Consider the following 19,192-nt stretch of genomic DNA (forward strand, 5'->3'; position numbering starts at 1 on the left):
ATCCCTGCAATGTCATACGACTTGCCAGCGCAGGGTGAAAAGCGTCTCTGTTTCGGTTGTTTCCTGCAGACGTTGCTGCAAGGAGTCAATAAGTTGATCGCGCTGCTCTATAATTTCATCTTCCACAGCAAAGATATCCCGACGCTGGCGGCGCTGCTGTCTTTCTAATGAGGCGATTTCCTGTTGAATATCCGACTGCTCCTGCAGTGTTGAAGCCTTGCGGGCATCTCGCTTGAGTTGTGCGATACGCGCCTTGGTGTTTTTCAGCGCTTCTTCTGCTGCCAATAGTTTGTCTTCGGCCCACTTTTCCAGCTTGTCGCGCTCTTCATTAAACAAGCGCTGATTGGCTTCGAAAATATCGGCAACAGCAGCATTAATATGGCGTTCGCTGTTAGCGACAAGCTGAGCTGGAGGCTTATCATCCAGCACTTGCGGCTTGCCCTGGGCTTCAACTGCCATCAGCTTTTCGCACACTTCCTGGTCGAGTGACTGTCCATCGTCAGTGAGACCAGAAAACAGCAAGGTTTCGGTCGTTTCAAATGCAGTGACCTGTAATCTGTCCAGACGCAACCAACCGGTCTTGCCCACTAATTTTTCGACCTGGCTTATTTTGCTGTTGTGAGCACTGTAATCAAAAGTGATTTTGGCTTGAGGGGTTTTTGCGCTCAAACTACTTTCCTGTGCCCACTCACCCAATGGGTGGCTAAGCCGATAAGCGTGAGCGAGCATGTCAGGCTGAGCTGCGCCTCGAATCAACTGATATCGGCCTGGTGTAATGTGAGAACTCATGCCTGCCGGAGTTTTCTGTAAAGCAAATGCATAGGAAGCATGATCAAAGCGCACATATTTTTCTAACGCGTAGCGAGTCACCCCCCAGAACCAGCGGCCCAGTTTATCAAGACGTGCTTCAGCTTCATCTAGTCGGAGCTTGAGCCGGTCGTGGACATCTGCGTCAAAATTCTCTAACAGTTGGCTTTGAGTGTCCTTGATCCGGTCATTGATCGCTTCTTCTAGCTCCTCCTGCAAGGCGTTGAAGGCTAGTTCAATGTCATCTGGGTGGCGGCAGGTCTCGTAGATAGAGAGAATACGTTTTTCAAAGTCTATGCCGCTTTCTATGCGTCCTAGCACTTCATCCGAAGCCCCGAACACCCCTGAGAACAGGTGCAGCTTTTCAGATAGCAGCTCCAATACCCGCTGATCAGCCTGATTTCGTGTATTCAGGAAGTTGATGACCACCACGTCGTATTTTTGCCCGTAGCGGTGGCAGCGACCAATTCGCTGTTCTATTCGTTGCGGGTTCCAGGGCAGATCATAATTGATCAGCAGCGCACAAAATTGTAGGTTGACCCCTTCTGCAGCGGCTTCAGTGGCGATCATGATGTCGGCACCTGAGCCATCATCTTTACGAAAATGATCAATCAGGGCGGTGCGTCGATCCACCTGCGGAGATCCGGTAACCCTATCTGTGCCTTGATGCTCTTTTAACCAATCCTGATAAATGACTGTGGTGTCTGGATGGTTATTAGTCCCACTGAACATTGCCAGCTTGCCATCATAGCCATTGGCGGCTAAAAATTGGTATAGATAGCCTTGGGTACGCTTCGACTCAGTAAAGATAATAGCTTTGCGGGGAGCCCCCAGCTCAGTCATATTGGCAAAACCCAACTGCAGCGCTGTGAGCAATGATTTGGCTTTGGTGTCAGTTTGTAGGCCCTGGGCCAGCGTGATGATACCGTTTAGCTCATTTATTTCTTCGCGAATAGCCTGAGACTTTTGCTCGGTTGTTTTCAGTTCCTGCTGCAGTGCGGGAAGATAGCCCTGATTGGCTATTTCAGCGCCTGCACTTTGCTCCAGCTCTTGTTCTTCCAGGTAGTCGGTTTCAAGATCATCTTCTTCTACCCACTGTTCCAGTAGATTGATCTTATCGGCGGCGGCTTCATCAACCAGTAACTGTTCCAAGCGTGCGCAGATAGTGACAAGAGTACCGACAATAGCTGGGGTACTTGAAGCAAGCAGCTTGCGTAATATCAGCCCTGTTAGGTGGCGCTGGCGTTTGGGAAGGGCAAAAGATTCCTCGCGCAACAAAAAGGCAGAAACTCGCTCGTAAAGAACCTGCTCGGCGTCAGTGGGGTTGAAAGGCTGCGTTATTGCTCGCCGTGCGGTGTACTGAATGTACTCCAATACGTCTTTACGTAAGGTACGTTGAGTAAAATCAGCCAAGCGACCGCGCAGCTCTTCCAGCCCCTCAGGATTATTCACGTATTGCTTGCGGAAGGCCTTTTCATCACCAAAGAGATGCTCATCAATTAGCGTGGAAAGCCCGTAAACTTCCATCAAAGAGTTTTGAAGCGGCGTCGCAGTGAGCAGTAGCTTCTTCCGGCCTTCCAGGGCACGGCGCAGCGCTTGCCCAGTCCGGTTGCTTTGGCGATGGGCGTTACGCAGCTTGTGCGCTTCATCGATTACAACAATATCCCAAGAAATAGCCCGCAGCTCAGCTTCTAGTCGAGCAGCAAACTGGTAAGACATGATGATGACGGTCTTACCAGCTAGGTGTTGCAAGGTTTGCAGGGCGCTACCGGCTGACTGTTTACGGAGCGCGATGGCATCCAGCACGGTAGTAGGAATCGCAAATTTATCTAAGAGCTCCTGTGCCCATTGCTTGCGTAAGCTGGCAGGCGCAATGATCAGTAGCTTTCGACGGCGCTCAGCCCACAACTGGCATACCACCAGCGCCGCTTCAATCGTTTTACCAAGGCCCACCTCATCAGCCAGCAGAACGCCTTGCTGTAGCGGGTTGCGCATGGCAAATAGCGCCGCTTCGATCTGGTGAGGGTTCAGGTCTACGCTGGCATCAAATAGCGATTGAGATAGACGATCGACACCATCCGCCCCGTGACGTCGAGTTAGTTCGTGGGCGTAATACTTGGCGTGGTAAGCAGTGATTAACGTTTGCATTGCACCTAGCCTAGCCACGGGTTGATAACGATGGCACCTGTAGCCTCAAGAGGGCTTGTTCCCCATATTGTAAACGGCTGATGAAAGACACATATCATACACGCTAGCCAATGGGGATCAGCCTTTAAACTTTCGTAAAATGACAAACAGGAGAATAAAACGAGGGGGAAATACGTTACCCGCAGACCAAGGGACTTATAATCCCCTGCTTTTAAAATAGGCAAATATAGAAGTGGTGGGCCCAGTAGGACTTGAACCTACGACCAAGGGATTATGAGTCCCCTGCTCTAACCAACTGAGCTATAGGCCCGAAAAGCGTGCATATCATAGCGAATGTGGCAGAGTGAGGCTACCCCCTTTGCGCTATCTTGATGTCATTACGGCACTTTATGTGGATTGGGCAGTCTGGTGAGTAGTTCTTTATGCGGAGACGCGTTGTGAAAGTATTGATTGCTCTATTTCCCCTATTGTTAGCAGTGCCGGCTTTCGCTGACTGGCAGCTTGACCCTGCCCAGTCCCAGGTGCAGGCGTCGATTACTCAGTTGAACGGCGAAGCACCGCAAACTCATCACCATCAAGTGCGTGATCTGCAGGGTGATATCTCCAGCGATGGTACGCTGCGCCTGCCGTTAAAACTTAGCCAAACGGATGTGCTTGAGCGGTTTGGCGAGCTACCGCCATGGATAGGCATGCTGGCAAATACCACCCTGGTCACGCTAGTGGCACAGATGCCACCCGAGCGTTTAGATAGCTTAGATATTGGTGAATCACTGGTGGAGACGTTGGAGTTTCGCGTTCAGTCCGACATGATTAACCAGCAGGAATCCGTGCCGCTGCGGTTTACCCGCGAAGGCTTGAACGAGATACGCGTGACCCACGCGGAACCAATGGCGATGGATGGCCGAGCACTGATGGCCAACAGCACGGTGCGCACCGTGCTGTCGATGCTGGGCTATCAAGAGATTGACGAGCATGTGCCCGTCACTCTCAATGCGCTCCTGGTTAATAGATAATCGATAGCCGTTAAAGGTTGCTAATTGCTTCCACATCCCCCGCCTGGGCTTCGCCGGTTTGTACGCGCCACTGGGCGGCATAGTGGCCGTTAGCTGCCAATAGGCTCGAGTGGCTGCCCCGCTCGGCCACTTGGCCTTTCTCGATTACGACGATCTCATCGGCATGCACGATGGTCGAAAGCCGGTGAGCAATCATAATCACCGTGCGGCCATGGGCAATACGCTTGAGCGAGCGCTGAATGGCCGCTTCGGTTTCGTTGTCCACTGCGCTAGTGGCTTCATCCAGCACCAAAATAGGCGGGTCTTTCAGCAGCGCCCTGGCTAGAGAAAGCCGTTGGCGCTGGCCGCCGGAAAGCCGCACGCCCCGCTCCCCCACTGGCGTATCCAGCCCTTGGGGCAACGTCTCGATAAAGCTCCACGCTTCCGCCGTTTTGGCGGCATCGATAATCGCCGCGTCGTCCGAGTCAGGTTTGCCGTAGGCGATATTGTCGCGAATGCTGCCTTCAAATAGATAAACGTCCTGGCTAACCAGGCCAATCGACTGGCGTAGCGAGTTCATGCTGACGTCGGTAATCGGTTGCCCGTCGATCAGTACGCGCCCGCTTTCCGGGTCGTAAAAACGCAGCAGCAGTTTGATCAAGGTGGATTTTCCCGACCCCGTAGCCCCCACCAGCGCTAAGGTGTTGCCCGCAGGCACGTGCAGGTGAATGCCATCGACCCCGACAAGGCTGGTCGCGTAGTGAAAGCTGACATTATCAATCGTTACTTCGCCGCGTACTGGCTGGTTAAGCGGTGTGGTGCTGTCATCTTTGACCGTAATCGGCACTTCGAGCAGGTCAAGAATGCGACGCGTGCTCGCCATGGCACGCTCAAACAGGTCAATCACTTGGGCCAGGCCGGTGAGCGGCCAGAGCAGCCGCTGCGTCAGGAATACCAGCACGCCGTAAGCGCCCACGTTCAGCGAGCCGTTAAGCGCCATCATGCCGCCGACGGTAAAGGTGGCGAGAAAGCCCGCCAAAATCGCCATGCGGATGACCGGAATAAACGCGGAGCTAACCTTAATCGCGCGGCGGTTGGCTTCCACGTAGGCTTCGCTGGCATCGCGCAGGCGCTCGGCTTCACGGTCTTCGCTGGTGAAGCTTTTAATCGTGGCGATGCCGCTAAGGTTATTGGTTAACCGGCTGGCCAAATCACCGACCTTTTCACGCACATCGCTGTACAGCGGCCCGGCTTTACGCTGGAAGAAGAACGCCCCCCAGATAATCAGCGGAATCGGTGTGAACGCCAGCAGCGCTATCAGCGGCGAAAGCACGAAGAACACCGCGCCCACGGCTACCACGGTGACCACCACCTGAATCAGCGCGTTGGCTCCGCCATCCAGAAAGCGCTCAAGCTGGTTCACATCATCGTTCATGGTCGCTACAAGCTGGCCGGAGCTTTTCGACTCAAAGAACGCCATATCCAGCCGCTGGGCGTGCTCATAAGTATCCTGGCGCATATCCGCCTGTAGCCGCTGGGCTAAGTTGCGCCATAAAATCTGGAACAAGTACTCAAACAGCGACTCCCCTGCCCAGATAAAGAACGTCAGTACCGCCAGCATCGTGATCTGCTGTTGGGGCGTTTCAAATCCCAAACTTGCCACAAAGCTCTGCTCTTGATTGACCACCACATCAATGGCGACCCCAATCAATATCTCTGGGGCAATATCAAACAGCTTGTTGATAACGGAACAGACGGTGGCGGCAATAATGCGCCGCCGATAGCCTTTGGCGTAGCGCAGTAGCCGCACCAAAGCTTGAAAACTGTGCGCAGGAGAGGACACAAGGTTACCTTTCTAAGATTGTTGTTGGCTTAATCTATTGGCTAAGCAATAGCCTTAAACTAGCTAACCGCCGGAGAGCGCCGCACATTGGCAAGCAGCGGGCTACCGGTATCAGGATCAGTTAATAGTGTGCACTCTACTTGATAAAGCGTGCGTACTAAATCTTGAGTGACCACGGTAACGGGCGGCCCTTCCGCCACAATTTGCCCTTCCCGCATGGCGATTAAGTGATCAGCGTAGCGGCAGGCACTAGCGAGGTCGTGAAGTACCATCACCACGGTGCGACCGTGATGGGCAAGGTGCTTAACCAATTCGAACACTTCGATCTGATGGCCAAGATCCAGTGCCGAGGTAGGTTCATCCAGTAGCAGTAACGGCGTTTGTTGGGCGATGGTCATGGCAATCCAGGCGCGTTGCCGCTGCCCACCGGAAAGCGCGTCAATTGGCCGATCGGCGAGTTGCTCAAGCCCTGCTGCGGCCAGCGCGTGCTGAACTACCCGCTGGTCTTCTGCTGACCACTGGCGGAGCCACCCTTGATGGGGCTGGCGGCCAAAGCGAATCAGCTCGGTGACGGTTAAGCCTTCCGGCGCGACGGCCTCTTGAGGCAATAGCGCCAGCTGCGTCGCCAACTGGCGGGTGGGCAGGAGTTGAATATCGGCGCCATCCAGCAGTACCGCCCCGCTGTCAGGCTTATGCAGGCGCGCAAGCCCGGCCAATAGCGTTGATTTCCCACAGCCGTTGGGCCCCACAATGGCGGTGACTTGGCCGCTGGGTAGGGAGATATTCAAGCCTTCGATCACCAGCCGGGCACCATAACTCATGCCGAGTGATTGAGTCGCCAGCGAAGGCATTGATAAGGGCATTGATGTCGACGGGGAATGGCTCATGTGTAGCTCCTTTGCGGGCGCATTAATATCCAAAGTAGCCACGGCCCGCCAACCACTGCGGTCACGATACCCACAGGAATCTCAATGGGTGTGAGCAGCGTACGCCCGGCCAGATCAGCGAGCACCATTACCAGCGCCCCGGCAAGCGTTGCCGCCAAAAGTGGCACGCCGCGGGAACTCGACAGCGACCGGGCGATCTCGGGGCCAATTAGCCCCACCATACCTACTGGCCCGACAACAGCGACCGCCAACCCCGTCAGTGCAACCGACAGCAGCAGCACTTCCAAGCGGCGGCGTTTGACGTTAACCCCTAAACCGCTCGCGGTGGCATCTTTAAAACGTAGCAGCGTTAGTGAACGTGCCAGCGCCAGGGCGGTTGTCAGCCCTAACGCTAACCCGAGCATGAGTAGCTGTAGCGCACCGCTGGGTCGGGCATTAAGCGAACCGACCGTCCAGGGGTAGGCGGCGTTGGCGGTATCAATCGCCACCCGGGCAAGCAGCAGTTGCGTCACCGCGCCAAATACCGCACCAACGCCAATCCCCGCAACGATAAAACGGTAGCCCTGTGTGCCACTGCCTGCCGCTAAACCAAAGGTAAGCACTGCCGCCGTGGTCGCCCCTGCCAATGCCATGGCGGGCGGTGCAATTGAAACACCTATCCCTACGATGGATGCCACGGCAAACGCCGTCGCGCCATTATCAATGCCGATAATGCCCGGCGTCGCTAGGCGATTGCGGGCTAACGTTTGCATCAAAATGCCTGCCAGTGCGAAGGCGGCCCCGGTAAAGCAGGCGGCAGCCAACCGTGGCAAACGTAGCTCTTGCACCACAAAGGTGGCCATCATGTCAGCGTTGCCAACCAGTGCTTTCAGCACCATTCCCGGCGCTACCGGAACGCTGCCTAGGCTTAAATAGAGCATACAAGCGAGCAGTAGTGTGGTTAACAAACCAAGGTTAACCACTAGCGCACGCTGTTCAAACAGCAGACTGTTTGCGCCGTAGCGGCTTCGCCAAGCTAAGCGCCAATAGCCTTGCGGTGGCGGTACGCTGCTATTTTCGCCCTCACGCGCTGTAGTGTCATAAGCGCCAGATGAGAAAGTAGCAGAGGAACGGATAGAGGTGGCTTTCATAATCCCACTCATAACATCGGTAAGCGGCGCGCACGCACGACGGCTATCAATACAGGCGCGCCACACAACGCAGTGAGCACTCCCAGCGGCAGTTCTGAAGGGGCGACTACAACTCGTGAAATAATATCGGCAGCGAGTACGATCAGCGGCCCAATGGGCAGACAAAACCAAAGCGTGCGGCGAATATCCGGCCCGGCAAAGGCGCGCGCAACAAACGGCACCACCAGCCCCACAAACGCAATTGGCCCTGCGATAGCAGTGGCCGCGCCGACTAAAAGCGCCACGCAGGCCACGACCAACCAGCGAATAAGGTTTGGGTGGTGGCCCAACCCGGAGGCAACTCGTTCGCCTAAGGCCAGCGCGGCTAACGGCCGGGCGATCAATATGACGACCACTGTCGCGACCAACATACTGGGCAGCACCGCTAGCAAGTCGTCTAAGCGGCGGCCTGCCAAACTGCCAATCACCCAGAAGCGTATTTCATCCGCGGCGCGCTGATCATAAAGCAGAATCAACGAAGTGAGTGACGCCAGCAGCCCAGAAAACGCAGCCCCGGCGAGCACTAACCGAATAGGGTCATTGCCCACCCCGCGAAAGCGCGCCACGCTCAATACGCACACGCAGCCCACCAAAGCACCTAATTGCGCCACTGAAATACGTAAGGTAGCGGCACTGGCGCCGAGTACTAGCGCAAGCGCCACGGCAAATGCCGCACCCGCACTTACGCCTAAAAGGCCCGGTTCAGCCAGCGGATTGCGCGCCACCGCTTGCAATAGCGCGCCCGCCACCCCTAATGCCATCCCCACCACGATGCCGATTAAGGTACGCGGCGCGCGCAGCTCCCACACGATAAACTGCGCTTCGCTGTCCTGCGTACCACTAAGTAGCGCCAACGCCCGACCGGGGCCAACGCTTCCCGCGCCAATCAGTAGGCTAACGAGGCTCACCGCCATTAAGGCGGTGAGGAGTAGCAGTATCAGCGTACGCGGATGAGTACGGAGGTTAGTCATTGCAGAAGACGGAAATGTCACGGCAATAGCGCAGCCTCTATATCATCAAGGATCGCTTGCGCGGCCAGCGGGCCGTTGGCGCTGGTCCATAGTTGGCCATCAACCGGCACTACGCGCTCTTGCTGCACGACATTAAGCCGCGTAAAGGCGTTACTTTGCTTGGCCGCCTTCAACGCTGCTTGGCCGTCTTCGTTTAGCGTTGCCAGGAACAGCCAGTCACCGTCCACTTGTGAGAGGTTTTCCAAGCTAAGCACATCGCTATGCACGCCGCGCTCCCCCACCAATCCACCGTCCTGAATATCCAAACCGGCTTGGGCTAAAAGCCCTGCTGAGAAAAGGTTTTGCGACATGACCATTGGGCCACCGGGCATCCAGCGAACCAAAAACGTACTGCCACCAACACCTGCGGCCTCCACTGCCTCGGCCACTTCAGAAGCGCGCTGTTCCACGGCCTCAATGGCCTCTGCAATCGCCTCTTGTCGATTAAGCGCTTCGCCATAAAGGCGCGCTTCGTCTTTCCAGTTATCCGGTGCAAGTGGCTTAGTGGGTGGCACCACCGTGGGCGCAATGCGGGATAGCAGCTGATACTGCTCACCAGAGAGCTGGGCAGGGGCCAGAATCAGGTCCGGCTGCTGCGCCAACACGGCTTCGATGTTGATCTCGCGCACCACGCCCATAATCGCCGGCCGGTCATCGCCAAGATGAGCTTCAATGTAGCCCGCCACGTTATCGCCACCACGGGTGGTAACGGCACCTAGCGGGTTCACGCCTGCCGCCACGGCGGCATCCAGCGCCCCTTCGTACAGCGTTACAACGCGCTCCGGGGTTCCCTCAACGCTTACTTCTCCAAAAGCGGTTTCTAGCGTGCGAGCTTGCGCAGTAGTTGCCCCTAAAACAGTGAAGATCAAGGCACACAGCGCGATAGCCATGCTGAGACGCCAGCTCCTAGTGTGAATAGTCGTGTGGCGGTCAGTCTTTGATGTCGTTTTAACCCACATAGCTTTCTCTCAAGACAAAACGTTGAGATAGATAGTAACGATTCTCAAAAGCACCTGCACTACTATTCGGTAGAATCCTACGTTCCACTTCTTGCAACCCATCGCCGGCTTATACGTTTCACTTTATGCAACAAATCGTTCCTCAATTTTGCATCGCAAATAGGAACTTTTCTTTTTAGACTCTCAACCCTATTTGATAATTAATATCATAAGCAATCGAATCGTATTACCAAGGGGTTTTCATGCAAGACTTTACGCGTCACACATTAACCAGTGCCATTGCACTAGCCGCTGTCTCTTCGGGCGCCTATGCGCAAGAAACCGCTCAGTTAGGCAATATGGTGGTATCTGCCAGTGGCTTTGAGCAAGCCATGGTAGACGCACCGGCCAGCATCTCGGTGATCTCACGTGAGGAGCTTGAGCGCACGCGTGTCACTAGCATTGCCGATGCCCTGCGCGATATTGAAGGCGTCGATGTAGGTGGCCAAGTGGGTAAAACGGGTGGCAGTAATATCAGCATCCGCGGTATGCCGAGCGACTACACATTGATACTGATCGACGGACGGCGTCAGAATGCGGCGGGCAGCGTTACGCCTAACGGCTTTGGCGAAACCTCGACCAGCTTCTTCCCCCCCGTATCCAGCATCGAGCGCATTGAGGTTATTCGTGGGCCGATGTCGACGCTTTATGGCTCCGATGCCATGGGCGGTGTCATCAACATTATTACCCGCCGCGTTGGCCGTGAGTGGACAGGTTCCGTGGGCGTTGAGAATACCTTTAACCAGGATCGTGATTTTGGCGACCGCCGGGAAATCAACCTCTATACCAGTGGCCCAATAGTGGCAGATACACTGGGCGTTCAACTGCGCGGACGCTTCTATGAGCGCGACGCCTCCGAGCTTGTCTATAGCGACGAGAACGGTGACCCGATTGAAGTAAGCCAGCGCGGCCCCAGCCCGGTCGAGGGCGATATTTACAACCTGGGCGGCAAGCTGACCTGGACACCGGATGACAACAATGACCTCTGGGTTGATGGTGAAGTAAACCGACAGCGCTATAACAACGATGAATGCCAGTTAGGCACGCTTGACGGACGCACTCGTAGCTGCGACCCGGAACCAGGCGAAGCATTTGGCTACTCTGACGAACTGCGCTTTGAGCGTGAACAAGTCGCGATTGGCCACACGGGTCGGTTTGCATCAGGCACGTTGGAAACTAGCCTAATGCGCAATACCACCGAAACCAAAGGGCGCACCATTCCAGGCGCAATAGGTGAGGCTTACGACGGTTTTCCAGGCATTGTCGGCGGGGACCCGCGCGAGCTTGAGACCACTAATACGGTGCTCGATAGCAAGTTCATCATGCCGTTAGACAATCATATGACCACGGTAGGGATGCAGTGGTGGGATGCAGAACTTGATGATGGCCTTGCAGGGGAGACTTTCGAGCAAACCACTTGGTCGCTATTTGCTGAAGATGAGTGGCTGTTGCAAGAGGACTTAGCCCTGACTCTAGGCGGTCGCTATGACCACCACGATGCTTTTGGCAGCCAGTTCAGCCCACGCGGCTACTTGGTTTGGAATACTACCCCGGAGTGGACGCTAAAAGGCGGTGTTAGCCGCGGCTATAAGACCCCAACGCTTAATGCGCTGCACGCTGGCATTAATGGTGTCACCGGACAGGGTACCGTGCTGACCATCGGTAACCCTGACTTGGAGCCGGAAACCAGCACCAGCAGCGAGATCGGCGCTCACTACGATAATCAACAGGGTTTCACCGCCAGCGCGACGCTGTTCTACAACCAGTTTGACGACAAGATCGCCAGTGGCAACGATATCTTGATCGAAAACGATCCGCTGATTCCCGACGGTCTTTATGGCCAAGATATCAATATTGATGAAGCCATCACCCAGGGCATCGAGCTAGCCGCCAGCTATCAGTTCAATCCCGATTGGCGTTTGAATGCCAATTACACCTATACCGATAGTGAACAGCAAAGCGGCGAAAATGAAGGCGATCCGCTTACCGATACCCCAGAGCACGCGGTCAATGCCACGCTGCGCTGGCAAACCACTGCGAAACTGGACACGTGGCTCTCCGCGGAGTACCGCAGCGAACGCTACCGTAATCGTGAAAGCGTTCGTGGCGCTCCTTCCTATGATGATTTAGGTGATTTTAAAGCCTACTCACTGTTTCACCTGGGCGGTAATTACGCGGTGTCCGACAGCCTTAACCTAAGCGCCACGATCTACAACCTGTTTGATAAAGACTTCGTTGACTACCGCGCCTATGGCGATGGCACTAGCTTTGGCAATGTGTACGCCAATAGTGAGGAAGGCCGCCGCCTGTGGCTCTCCGCCCGCTACGAGTTTTAATCGGTTTCAGCTCGCTACTGTTTCAATGCTGTCTTCTGCCCCGGCTATGCGCCGGGGCTTTTTTGATAATTAGCACGCGCTCTTCTTAGCCAAAAAAAGGCGGCTATCGCTGGATAGCCGCTGCAGTAGTGCACCTATTACTGGAAAACTGGTTTAGAACGCAACGTTGAGACCCAACCAAACCCGGCGGCCATCTTCTACATAGCCGTACTCGTCGTAATCGATCGCTTCGTCGAACAGGTTGTAGATGCCGGCGTTGAGCTGCGTTGTTTCATTAAGCTGATAGCCCACGCCTGCATCTATAAAGGTGTAGGAAGGTGCCACAATGGCGCTTTGCGAGGGGCCGGTATTGGGCTGGCTCTCTTCACCGCGGTAGGTCGCTTTGGTCCACTGGCGCAGCTTGGGCGAGACTTGCCAATCTAGCGTGGCCGATACCTGATGGCGCGGGAGCTGGGTGAGCGGTTCGCCTGCGTACTCACCGCTCTTCTGCTCGCTGTCGGTAAAGGTGTAGCTGGCTGTTAGTTCAACTGCCTCGCTTAGCGGCGCCGCTATGCTTGCCTCTACCCCTTGTGTGACCGCTTCATCAATGTTGATGCGATAAGTAGGATCGCTGCCGAACTGGTTAGGCTCATCGGCACACACACCTTCGGGGCAGGCAATGCGGGTGATTTTATCTTCAAAGTCATTATGGAACAGTGTGATACCGCCACTTAGCCCGGCGTCATTGGCATACAGCAGCGCCAGTTCCTTATTGAGCGAGGTTTCTGGTTCTAAATCCGGGTTACCGTAAACGTCACCGCCTCGGCTGATTTGCCCCCAGTCAGCAGTGGCTTCGCGCAGGTTAGGCGAACGGAAGCCGGTGGAAACTCCGCCTTTTAACGTCCAATCTGGGGTCATGTTCCACACACTGTAGAGCCGCGGGCTGATGTGACTACCGTAGTTTTCAGCATCGTCTAACCGTATACCGCCAGTCAACGCCCAAGTATCGGTCAGCAGCCACTCATCTTCTGCAAACAGAGCCCACTGCCGCTGCTCTACGTTAGTACGATCGGAAATCTGGTTGGTCGTGTTGTCATCCAGCGACTCCTCTTCGTAGCTCGCGCCCAAGGTGAGCATATGGGCACCCAACGGCATCACCAGGCTGGTTTTAGCGGTGGTGTTGGTGATCTCAATTTCCCGCGATGGGTTTTCGCTGGTTTCCCGCTGGACAAAGCTTTCGCTGGTGCCAATATCAAAGCGGCCGCTATGGGTCAGAGCAACATGCCGATTGGTATAATCGTTGAAGCTATCCGTGCAGCCACCTCGGCAGCCTTCTGAGGGCGCCGAGTTACCCATTAGCGATTGACGCTCCTGCTCGGTAATACCGGCTTCAGCGGTAAAGTCGTGGTTATCCGAGGCGGCAAGACTGAACCGTGCTGTCAGGCTTTGCAGGCTTTTATCTTCGTAGCCGTTAAGAATATTATCTTCGTCACGCTGAGAAGTACGCCCATAAAGCTGCAGCCCCAACCTATCCCCTACCAGCGGGCCGCTTAGATAAAAATTGGCTTGGCGGCTGTCGCCAGAATCACTGCTCTCTTGCAGTACCGTGTCGAGCTGGACATTACCGTGCCACTCCTGGGCAACTTTGCGGGTAATCACGTTAATCACACCGCCAATGGCATCGGAGCCGTAGAGCGTCGACATTGGCCCACGCACCACTTCAATACGCTCGATTGCCTGCAGTGGCGGCAGCCAATCCTGCTCAAAACCGGCACTACCATTGGGCCGAGACTCACGCGAGTTTTGTGGGCGCCCATCCACCAGTATCAGCGTGTACTGGGAGGGCATGCCGCGGATAGAGATATCGTGGCCGTTATCCCCCGCGCCGCCACCGGTCACGATCACACCGGGCACATCGCGCAGCGCATCGGTAACATCTTGATAGTGGCCCCTTTCCAATTCCTCGCGTGAAATCACACTAATAGACGCTGGCGCATCCGAAACTGACTGTTCAAAGCCGGAGGCAGTCACCACCATATCATCTAACCGTGGTGCTTCTTGTGCCCATAGGGTGCCGCTGGAAAGAGTAGAGATAGCACTAGCCAGCAGCGTTCGGCGCAAACAGGGAGACATAGAAAAAGTCCTTCATGTAAGTGAGCAGTTGCCCTATAAATGGGAATTATTAGCATTTGTATTTTTGCACACTCTTTCCATAATGGGGTGAGACGGTGCGTTCAGCAAAACGGAACACAAATGCCTATTATTTTCATTCGCACCAAACAGTGGCACAATTAAACCTCACCCTTTGCCCGTGGGCCTGACCATGTATGACTTTGACGAACTCACCGCTTTTGCCGATGTAATGACCACGGGCAGCTTGACCCGCAGCGCGCAAACGCTCGGTTTAGCCAAATCGACCCTAAGTCGACGCATCAGTCAACTGGAAGCTCGGCTTAACCAGCCGCTGCTAAGACGCCAAGCCAACCGCTTAATCCCCACGGAAGCTGGGCTGCTGTTTCACAACTACTGCACTGAACTTTTGGCGATGGCGGCCCATAGCCAGGAGGCGCTGGCGGAGCTGCGTGAGGAGATCAGCGGTGAAATAACCCTTGAGGTACACGGTGCCTTAGCGCGTAGTTGGTTAGCGAGCGCCATTGATGCCTTCTTGAACCGGCACCCCAAGGTAGAACTAACGCTACACACTCGTGAAACGCCGCCAACTAAAATGCACAGTAATAGCGTGCATGTTTGGTTGGGGCCAACGCATGAGTGCGGGCTTAATCAGGAACGCTTGGGGTATTTAAGCCGTGGTTTATATGCCAGCCCCCGCTATTTAGAAAGGGCTGGCATGCCTAAGCACCCCGAAGAACTTAATCAGCATGCTTGGATAGACCTTTTGAACTCAGCGTCAAATGGGCTACTGCTCTCACATCCTGAACACGGCGAGTACACCTTTAACCCGCCCCGCTCACGGTTAAGGGTGGATCTCACCGCCCTCCATATTGATGCCATCGCGCGTAGCCAGGGCATTGGTCTACTCGCTCACTGGTTAACCGCCAAACGTGAACAGCATCATCCGGGCGAGCTGATTAACTGCCTGCACGGCTGGGAGCCAGCCCCTTTACCGATCACGCTGCTTTACGCTTATGGCCACCAGTCACGCCGAACTCACGCCCTGTTGGAGTTTTTACGCAGCCAAGTGCCCGCCCAGTGGCGTACGTCCACCGCCGCTGCATAGACCCATTAAGTGTTTACCTTGCCAGTTAGCCCGCTTATTAACGACAATAGGCGCTTAATTATTGCCAAGGACAGTCAATGCTTGCCGAACTTTTTGCCGTCATGGCGCCCGTACTTGCCGGTGCAGGGCTTGGCTATTTATGGGTACGCTTAGGCCATCCTTACCCGGTCGACTTCATTACCCGTCTGGTATTTAACATCGGAACACCGTCACTGGTATTAGCGTCCCTGGCAGGCGCCGACATTGATGCCACCACCTTTGGCCAGACAATGCTGGCCGCCGCGTTGGTGATTCTCACCATGGGGGCCGCGACCTTTCTGGTCGCGAAACTGTTGCGCCGCAGCTGGCGGGTGTTAATTGCTCCCATGATGTACCCCAATACCGGCAACATGGGCTTACCGGTGGTGCTTTACGCTTTTGGCAGCGCAGGCTTTGCCTATGGCATCACGGTGATGGTTACCGTCTCGTTATTTCAATTCACCCTGGGCGCTGTCCTTAATAGCCAAGGTAATCCACTCAAAACCCTCGTTAAAACGCCAACCGTTTACGCCATTCTTATTTCTATGGCGCTGTTGCTGACCGGTACCTCGCTGCCGCCCTGGTTGGCGAACACAGTAGATTTAATGTCCGGTTTCACAGTACCGCTAATGCTGATTACGCTGGGCGTCTCGCTGGCCAGCATCAAGGTCAAAAACCTGCGTTCGGGGCTAGGGTTTAGCTTAGTGCGCATCCCCCTTGCTGCGGTAGCCGCTTGGTTGATCGCTGGCTGGGTGGGCCTTCCCCCCCTCGCACAAAGCATTTTAGTAGTGCAGATGTGTATGCCCGTGGCGGTATTTAACTATCTATTTGCGCAACGCGCTCAGCGTGAACCTGTCTATGTTGCCAGCCTAGTGTTCTGCTCAACGCTGCTAGCGTTGGTTTATATACCGGTACTGCTCGCCATACTCATGTAAGCCCGCTTCTTTCAATAACGCCGTTTAAGCACTCTTAGCGGAACCCCGACGTGAGTGAAGAGTCACTGCTAGACTGTTATTAATAACGGGTACTAATGATAACGGGCATTAACATCACAGAGGGCACGCTATGCATTATGCCAATAAGAGTCACTCTACCCGCCTCTGGCTCGCGCCGGGGATTCGAGTAGCGGGGATTAGCGGGTTGATACTGGCGGCTACGATGAACAACGCGAACGCAGAAGTGATTGAGGCGTCGCTTGAAACTGAGCATTTAACCCTTTCTATGAAGCGTATCGCCGAGGGTTTCGAACACCCCTGGGCGGTTGCGTTTTTACCTGATGGGCGCTCGCTGGTCAGTGAACGCAGCGGGCAACTGACGCTTGTTGACCCCGAAAGTGGCGAAAAACGCTCCCTGGAAGGCATGCCAGACGTCAGCACGCAAGGCCAAGGCGGCCTGTTAGATATCGTTTTGCACCCTGATTTCAAAGATGGCAATGGCGCGGGTGACAACGACTGGATTTATTTCACCTGGAGCAAGCCCGATGGCAATAACACGCGTTCGGCGCTATCACGCGTACAATGGCTGGGCGACGAACTGGGTGAGGTAGAACACTTATTTGAACAGGACCGCGCCTCTGGGCCTGGCCGCCATTATGGCTCGCGACTCGCTTGGCTACCTGATGGCACGCTGCTAATGAGCATTGGCGACCGCGGTAGTGAGCCGCCTCGCGCCCAAGCAAGCGATGACCACGCGGGCTCAACATTGCGCCTTACCGCCACCGGCGGCGTGCCTGATGACAACCCTTTTGTAGACGATGACGCCACACTGGACGAAATCTATACCATGGGTAACCGTAATATTCAGGGCATGACCGTGTTGAGTAACGGCCAAGCTTGGGTATCCGAGCACGGCCCGCGAACCGGCGACGAGCTTAACCATATCGAAGCAGGCAATAACTATGGCTGGCCGGACGTCAGTCAGGGCAATGACTACGCCACCAATGAACCGATTGGCGAAGACTCACTGCCCGGCATGGTGAACCCGGTATATGTGTTTGAAGGCCGCTTTGCACCCGCCGGACTTGCAGAAGTGACTAGCGACGCGTTTGGCGAGTGGAAAGGTAACTTATTGGCTGGCGGTCTCGGCAGTGAAAAGCTACTTCGCTTGCGCTTAGAGAATGGTAACGTAGCCGAAGAGGAACTGATTCTTAATGGTGACATTGGTCGTATTCGTGATGTTCGCCAAGGCCCGGACGATGCCATCTATCTGCTTACCGATGCCCCACAGGGTGGTCTTTATCGCTTGGCGCCAACGAAACAGTAACGCCTCAAGCATTTACTGATACTAAAATGTATTAACACCACTATGGGCGCCGCATGCGACTACGCAATTTAATAATTTTAACGGTAATTGTGCCGCTTTTTGTCGTCCTAGTGGTGTTTAGCTTAGTCGCCATTAAATCGCTTGAGGATAACGTACGCTCAAAGCTCCAAACGGAAGTAGAGATTATTACCCGCACGCTGAGCTCTTCGCTGAGTTACGCGGTCACGCCGGACAGCAGCACCCCGCTCGAAGAAGCGCTACAATCGGCGTTCTCCTTCCACCGCATTTATGGCGCCTATGTATTCGATACCGACGGGCGCGACATTTACGGTCTAGGCCTTGGCAAAGACATTTTCAGCCGGGAAGAAATTCAGCAAGTCATTGAGCGCGATGATTTATATAGCAACTATCGACAGCACGATGGGTGGAATTACTACTCTGCGTTGACACCCCTGCGCTCACAAGATGGCACTGTGTATGGCGTGCTGCAGGTCAACCGACTCAATACCGGCATTGAGAGCTATACTGGCTTTATTAGCATTGTGGCCGTGTTGGTATTTGTGGTCGGCGCTGCAGGGATTGTATTTAGTATTTGGTGGGGGTTTCGCCGCCATATCGAGCGCCCGCTTAATCGGCTGCTGCACGTAATGCTGCTGGTGGAAGATGGTGACCGCAGCCAGCGTGCCGCCGAAGACGGCCCTACCGAATATCGCCGCCTCGCCTCTGGTTTAAATGGCATGCTGGACGCGATGGCAGAGAAAGACCAAGAAATCGACGACCGCCAGCGACGTGAAATAGAGCTTGAAAAGCGTCTACGTAAATCGAAAAAACTAGCCGAACTAGGTGTTCTTGCAGCGGGGGTTGCCCACGAAATAGGTGCACCGCTAACGGTAATCAATGGTCAAGCTCAACGCCTGGCTCGCCGCGATGTGATTGGTGATGACGAACGCGCAAGGCTAGGCCGCATTCGCGGCGAAGTGGAACGCATCGTTGAAATTGTGCGTCAATTAATGGAATTAGGCCGTCAACATAACGTAGAGAAAGGCGAGTTAGCACTTGATCAGCTTATTATGAGCGCCAGCGATTTGGTTGAAGAGGAGCTTGAGCCGCGCAACATTCGTCTAGACATTGAATTACCGTCACCGACCCCCAACTTAATCGCCAATGGTCAGCAGCTTATTCAGGTGCTGACCAATTTACTCAGAAATGCGGCGCAAGCGCCCGAAGTAAGCCGCATTAGGGTTCGAGCCCAACAGCAAGAACACGAATTAATACTGTGGGTAGAAGATGATGGCCCGGGTATACCCGACTCTCATCATCATAAAGTGTTCGATCCATTTTTTACCACCAAACCCGTCGGCCAAGGCAGTGGTTTGGGGCTCTCTATGGTACATCGCATTATTAACGACCACGGCGGCACGATCGGCGTGTTTGACAGCGTCCTTGGTGGCGCTGGTTTTGAAATTACACTACCCCTTAGTGAAACCGCATCCGCGTGAGGACAA

At 54.8% G+C, this 19,192-nt stretch carries 13 protein-coding genes and 1 tRNA gene; 6 read left to right on the top strand and 8 right to left on the bottom strand.

What is annotated here, in order from left to right; all coding sequences use genetic code 11:
* Positions 1 to 12: 12 nt before the first annotated feature.
* Together ACWI0H_RS15705 and ACWI0H_RS15710 are read right to left on the bottom strand one after the other, a co-directional pair.
* A complete protein-coding gene (locus tag ACWI0H_RS15705) occupies positions 13 to 2,955 on the bottom strand; it encodes an SNF2-related protein (RefSeq protein WP_485873913.1) in 2,943 nt (980 codons plus the stop codon).
* Positions 2,956 to 3,188: 233 nt separating this feature from the next.
* Positions 3,189 to 3,265 (bottom strand) — tRNA-Ile (locus tag ACWI0H_RS15710).
* A 112-nt stretch (positions 3,266 to 3,377) separates the two neighbouring features.
* On the opposite strand from ACWI0H_RS15710, the gene ACWI0H_RS15715 reads away from it, so the two are divergent.
* Positions 3,378 to 3,968 carry a hypothetical protein gene (locus ACWI0H_RS15715; RefSeq protein ID WP_485873914.1) on the top strand — a complete coding sequence of 197 codons (591 nt, stop codon included), beginning with the start codon at positions 3,378 to 3,380 and terminating at the stop codon, positions 3,966 to 3,968.
* Positions 3,969 to 3,978: 10 nt separating this feature from the next.
* On the opposite strand, the gene ACWI0H_RS15720 is transcribed toward ACWI0H_RS15715, so the two are convergent.
* From ACWI0H_RS15720 to ACWI0H_RS15740, 5 genes are read right to left on the bottom strand one after another with little or no spacing between them, the layout of a single operon-like run.
* A complete protein-coding gene (locus ACWI0H_RS15720; protein WP_485873915.1) occupies positions 3,979 to 5,790 on the bottom strand; it encodes an ABC transporter ATP-binding protein in 1,812 nt (603 codons plus the stop codon).
* Positions 5,791 to 5,849: 59 nt separating this feature from the next.
* Positions 5,850 to 6,677: an ABC transporter ATP-binding protein gene (locus tag ACWI0H_RS15725; RefSeq protein WP_485873916.1), complete on the bottom strand. Its 828-nt coding sequence runs from the start codon at positions 6,675 to 6,677 to the stop codon at positions 5,850 to 5,852.
* Complete coding sequence (locus tag ACWI0H_RS15730) at positions 6,674 to 7,807, bottom strand: FecCD family ABC transporter permease (RefSeq protein ID WP_485873917.1); 1,134 nt, start codon at positions 7,805 to 7,807, stop codon at positions 6,674 to 6,676. The genes ACWI0H_RS15725 and ACWI0H_RS15730 overlap by 4 nt, the downstream gene beginning before the upstream one ends.
* A gap of 8 nt (positions 7,808 to 7,815) precedes the next feature.
* On the bottom strand, positions 7,816 to 8,817 hold the full coding sequence (locus ACWI0H_RS15735; protein WP_485876252.1) for a FecCD family ABC transporter permease: 1,002 nt from the start codon (positions 8,815 to 8,817) through the stop codon (positions 7,816 to 7,818).
* A gap of 17 nt (positions 8,818 to 8,834) precedes the next feature.
* Positions 8,835 to 9,746 carry an ABC transporter substrate-binding protein gene (locus ACWI0H_RS15740; protein WP_485873918.1) on the bottom strand — a complete coding sequence of 304 codons (912 nt, stop codon included), beginning with the start codon at positions 9,744 to 9,746 and terminating at the stop codon, positions 8,835 to 8,837.
* 311 nt (positions 9,747 to 10,057) lie between these two features.
* On the opposite strand from ACWI0H_RS15740, the gene ACWI0H_RS15745 reads away from it, so the two are divergent.
* Entirely contained in the window at positions 10,058 to 12,190 is a 2,133-nt protein-coding gene (locus ACWI0H_RS15745; RefSeq protein WP_485873919.1) for a TonB-dependent receptor domain-containing protein, read from the top strand.
* A gap of 153 nt (positions 12,191 to 12,343) precedes the next feature.
* Here the strand turns inward: ACWI0H_RS15745 and ACWI0H_RS15750 are convergent, their stop codons facing one another.
* The gene (locus ACWI0H_RS15750) at positions 12,344 to 14,302 is read right to left on the bottom strand and encodes a ligand-gated channel protein (RefSeq protein ID WP_485873920.1); all 1,959 of its coding nucleotides are present in this window, start codon (positions 14,300 to 14,302) and stop codon (positions 12,344 to 12,346) included.
* Between the two features lie 190 nt (positions 14,303 to 14,492).
* Between ACWI0H_RS15750 and ACWI0H_RS15755 the strand changes: the two genes are divergently transcribed.
* The 4 genes from ACWI0H_RS15755 (at position 14,493) to ACWI0H_RS15770 (ending at position 19,186) form a co-directional block, all read left to right on the top strand.
* The gene (locus tag ACWI0H_RS15755; RefSeq protein ID WP_485873921.1) at positions 14,493 to 15,407 is read left to right on the top strand and encodes a LysR family transcriptional regulator; all 915 of its coding nucleotides are present in this window, start codon (positions 14,493 to 14,495) and stop codon (positions 15,405 to 15,407) included.
* Positions 15,408 to 15,484: 77 nt separating this feature from the next.
* Complete coding sequence (locus tag ACWI0H_RS15760; protein ID WP_008958165.1) at positions 15,485 to 16,360, top strand: AEC family transporter; 876 nt, start codon at positions 15,485 to 15,487, stop codon at positions 16,358 to 16,360.
* Between the two features lie 130 nt (positions 16,361 to 16,490).
* The gene (locus tag ACWI0H_RS15765; protein ID WP_485873922.1) at positions 16,491 to 17,687 is read left to right on the top strand and encodes a PQQ-dependent sugar dehydrogenase; all 1,197 of its coding nucleotides are present in this window, start codon (positions 16,491 to 16,493) and stop codon (positions 17,685 to 17,687) included.
* A 53-nt stretch (positions 17,688 to 17,740) separates the two neighbouring features.
* Positions 17,741 to 19,186: an ATP-binding protein gene (locus ACWI0H_RS15770; protein ID WP_339882937.1), complete on the top strand. Its 1,446-nt coding sequence runs from the start codon at positions 17,741 to 17,743 to the stop codon at positions 19,184 to 19,186.
* Positions 19,187 to 19,192: the final 6 nt, after the last annotated feature.

It is taken from the genome of Halomonas sp. NYA30, from assembly GCF_976980765.1.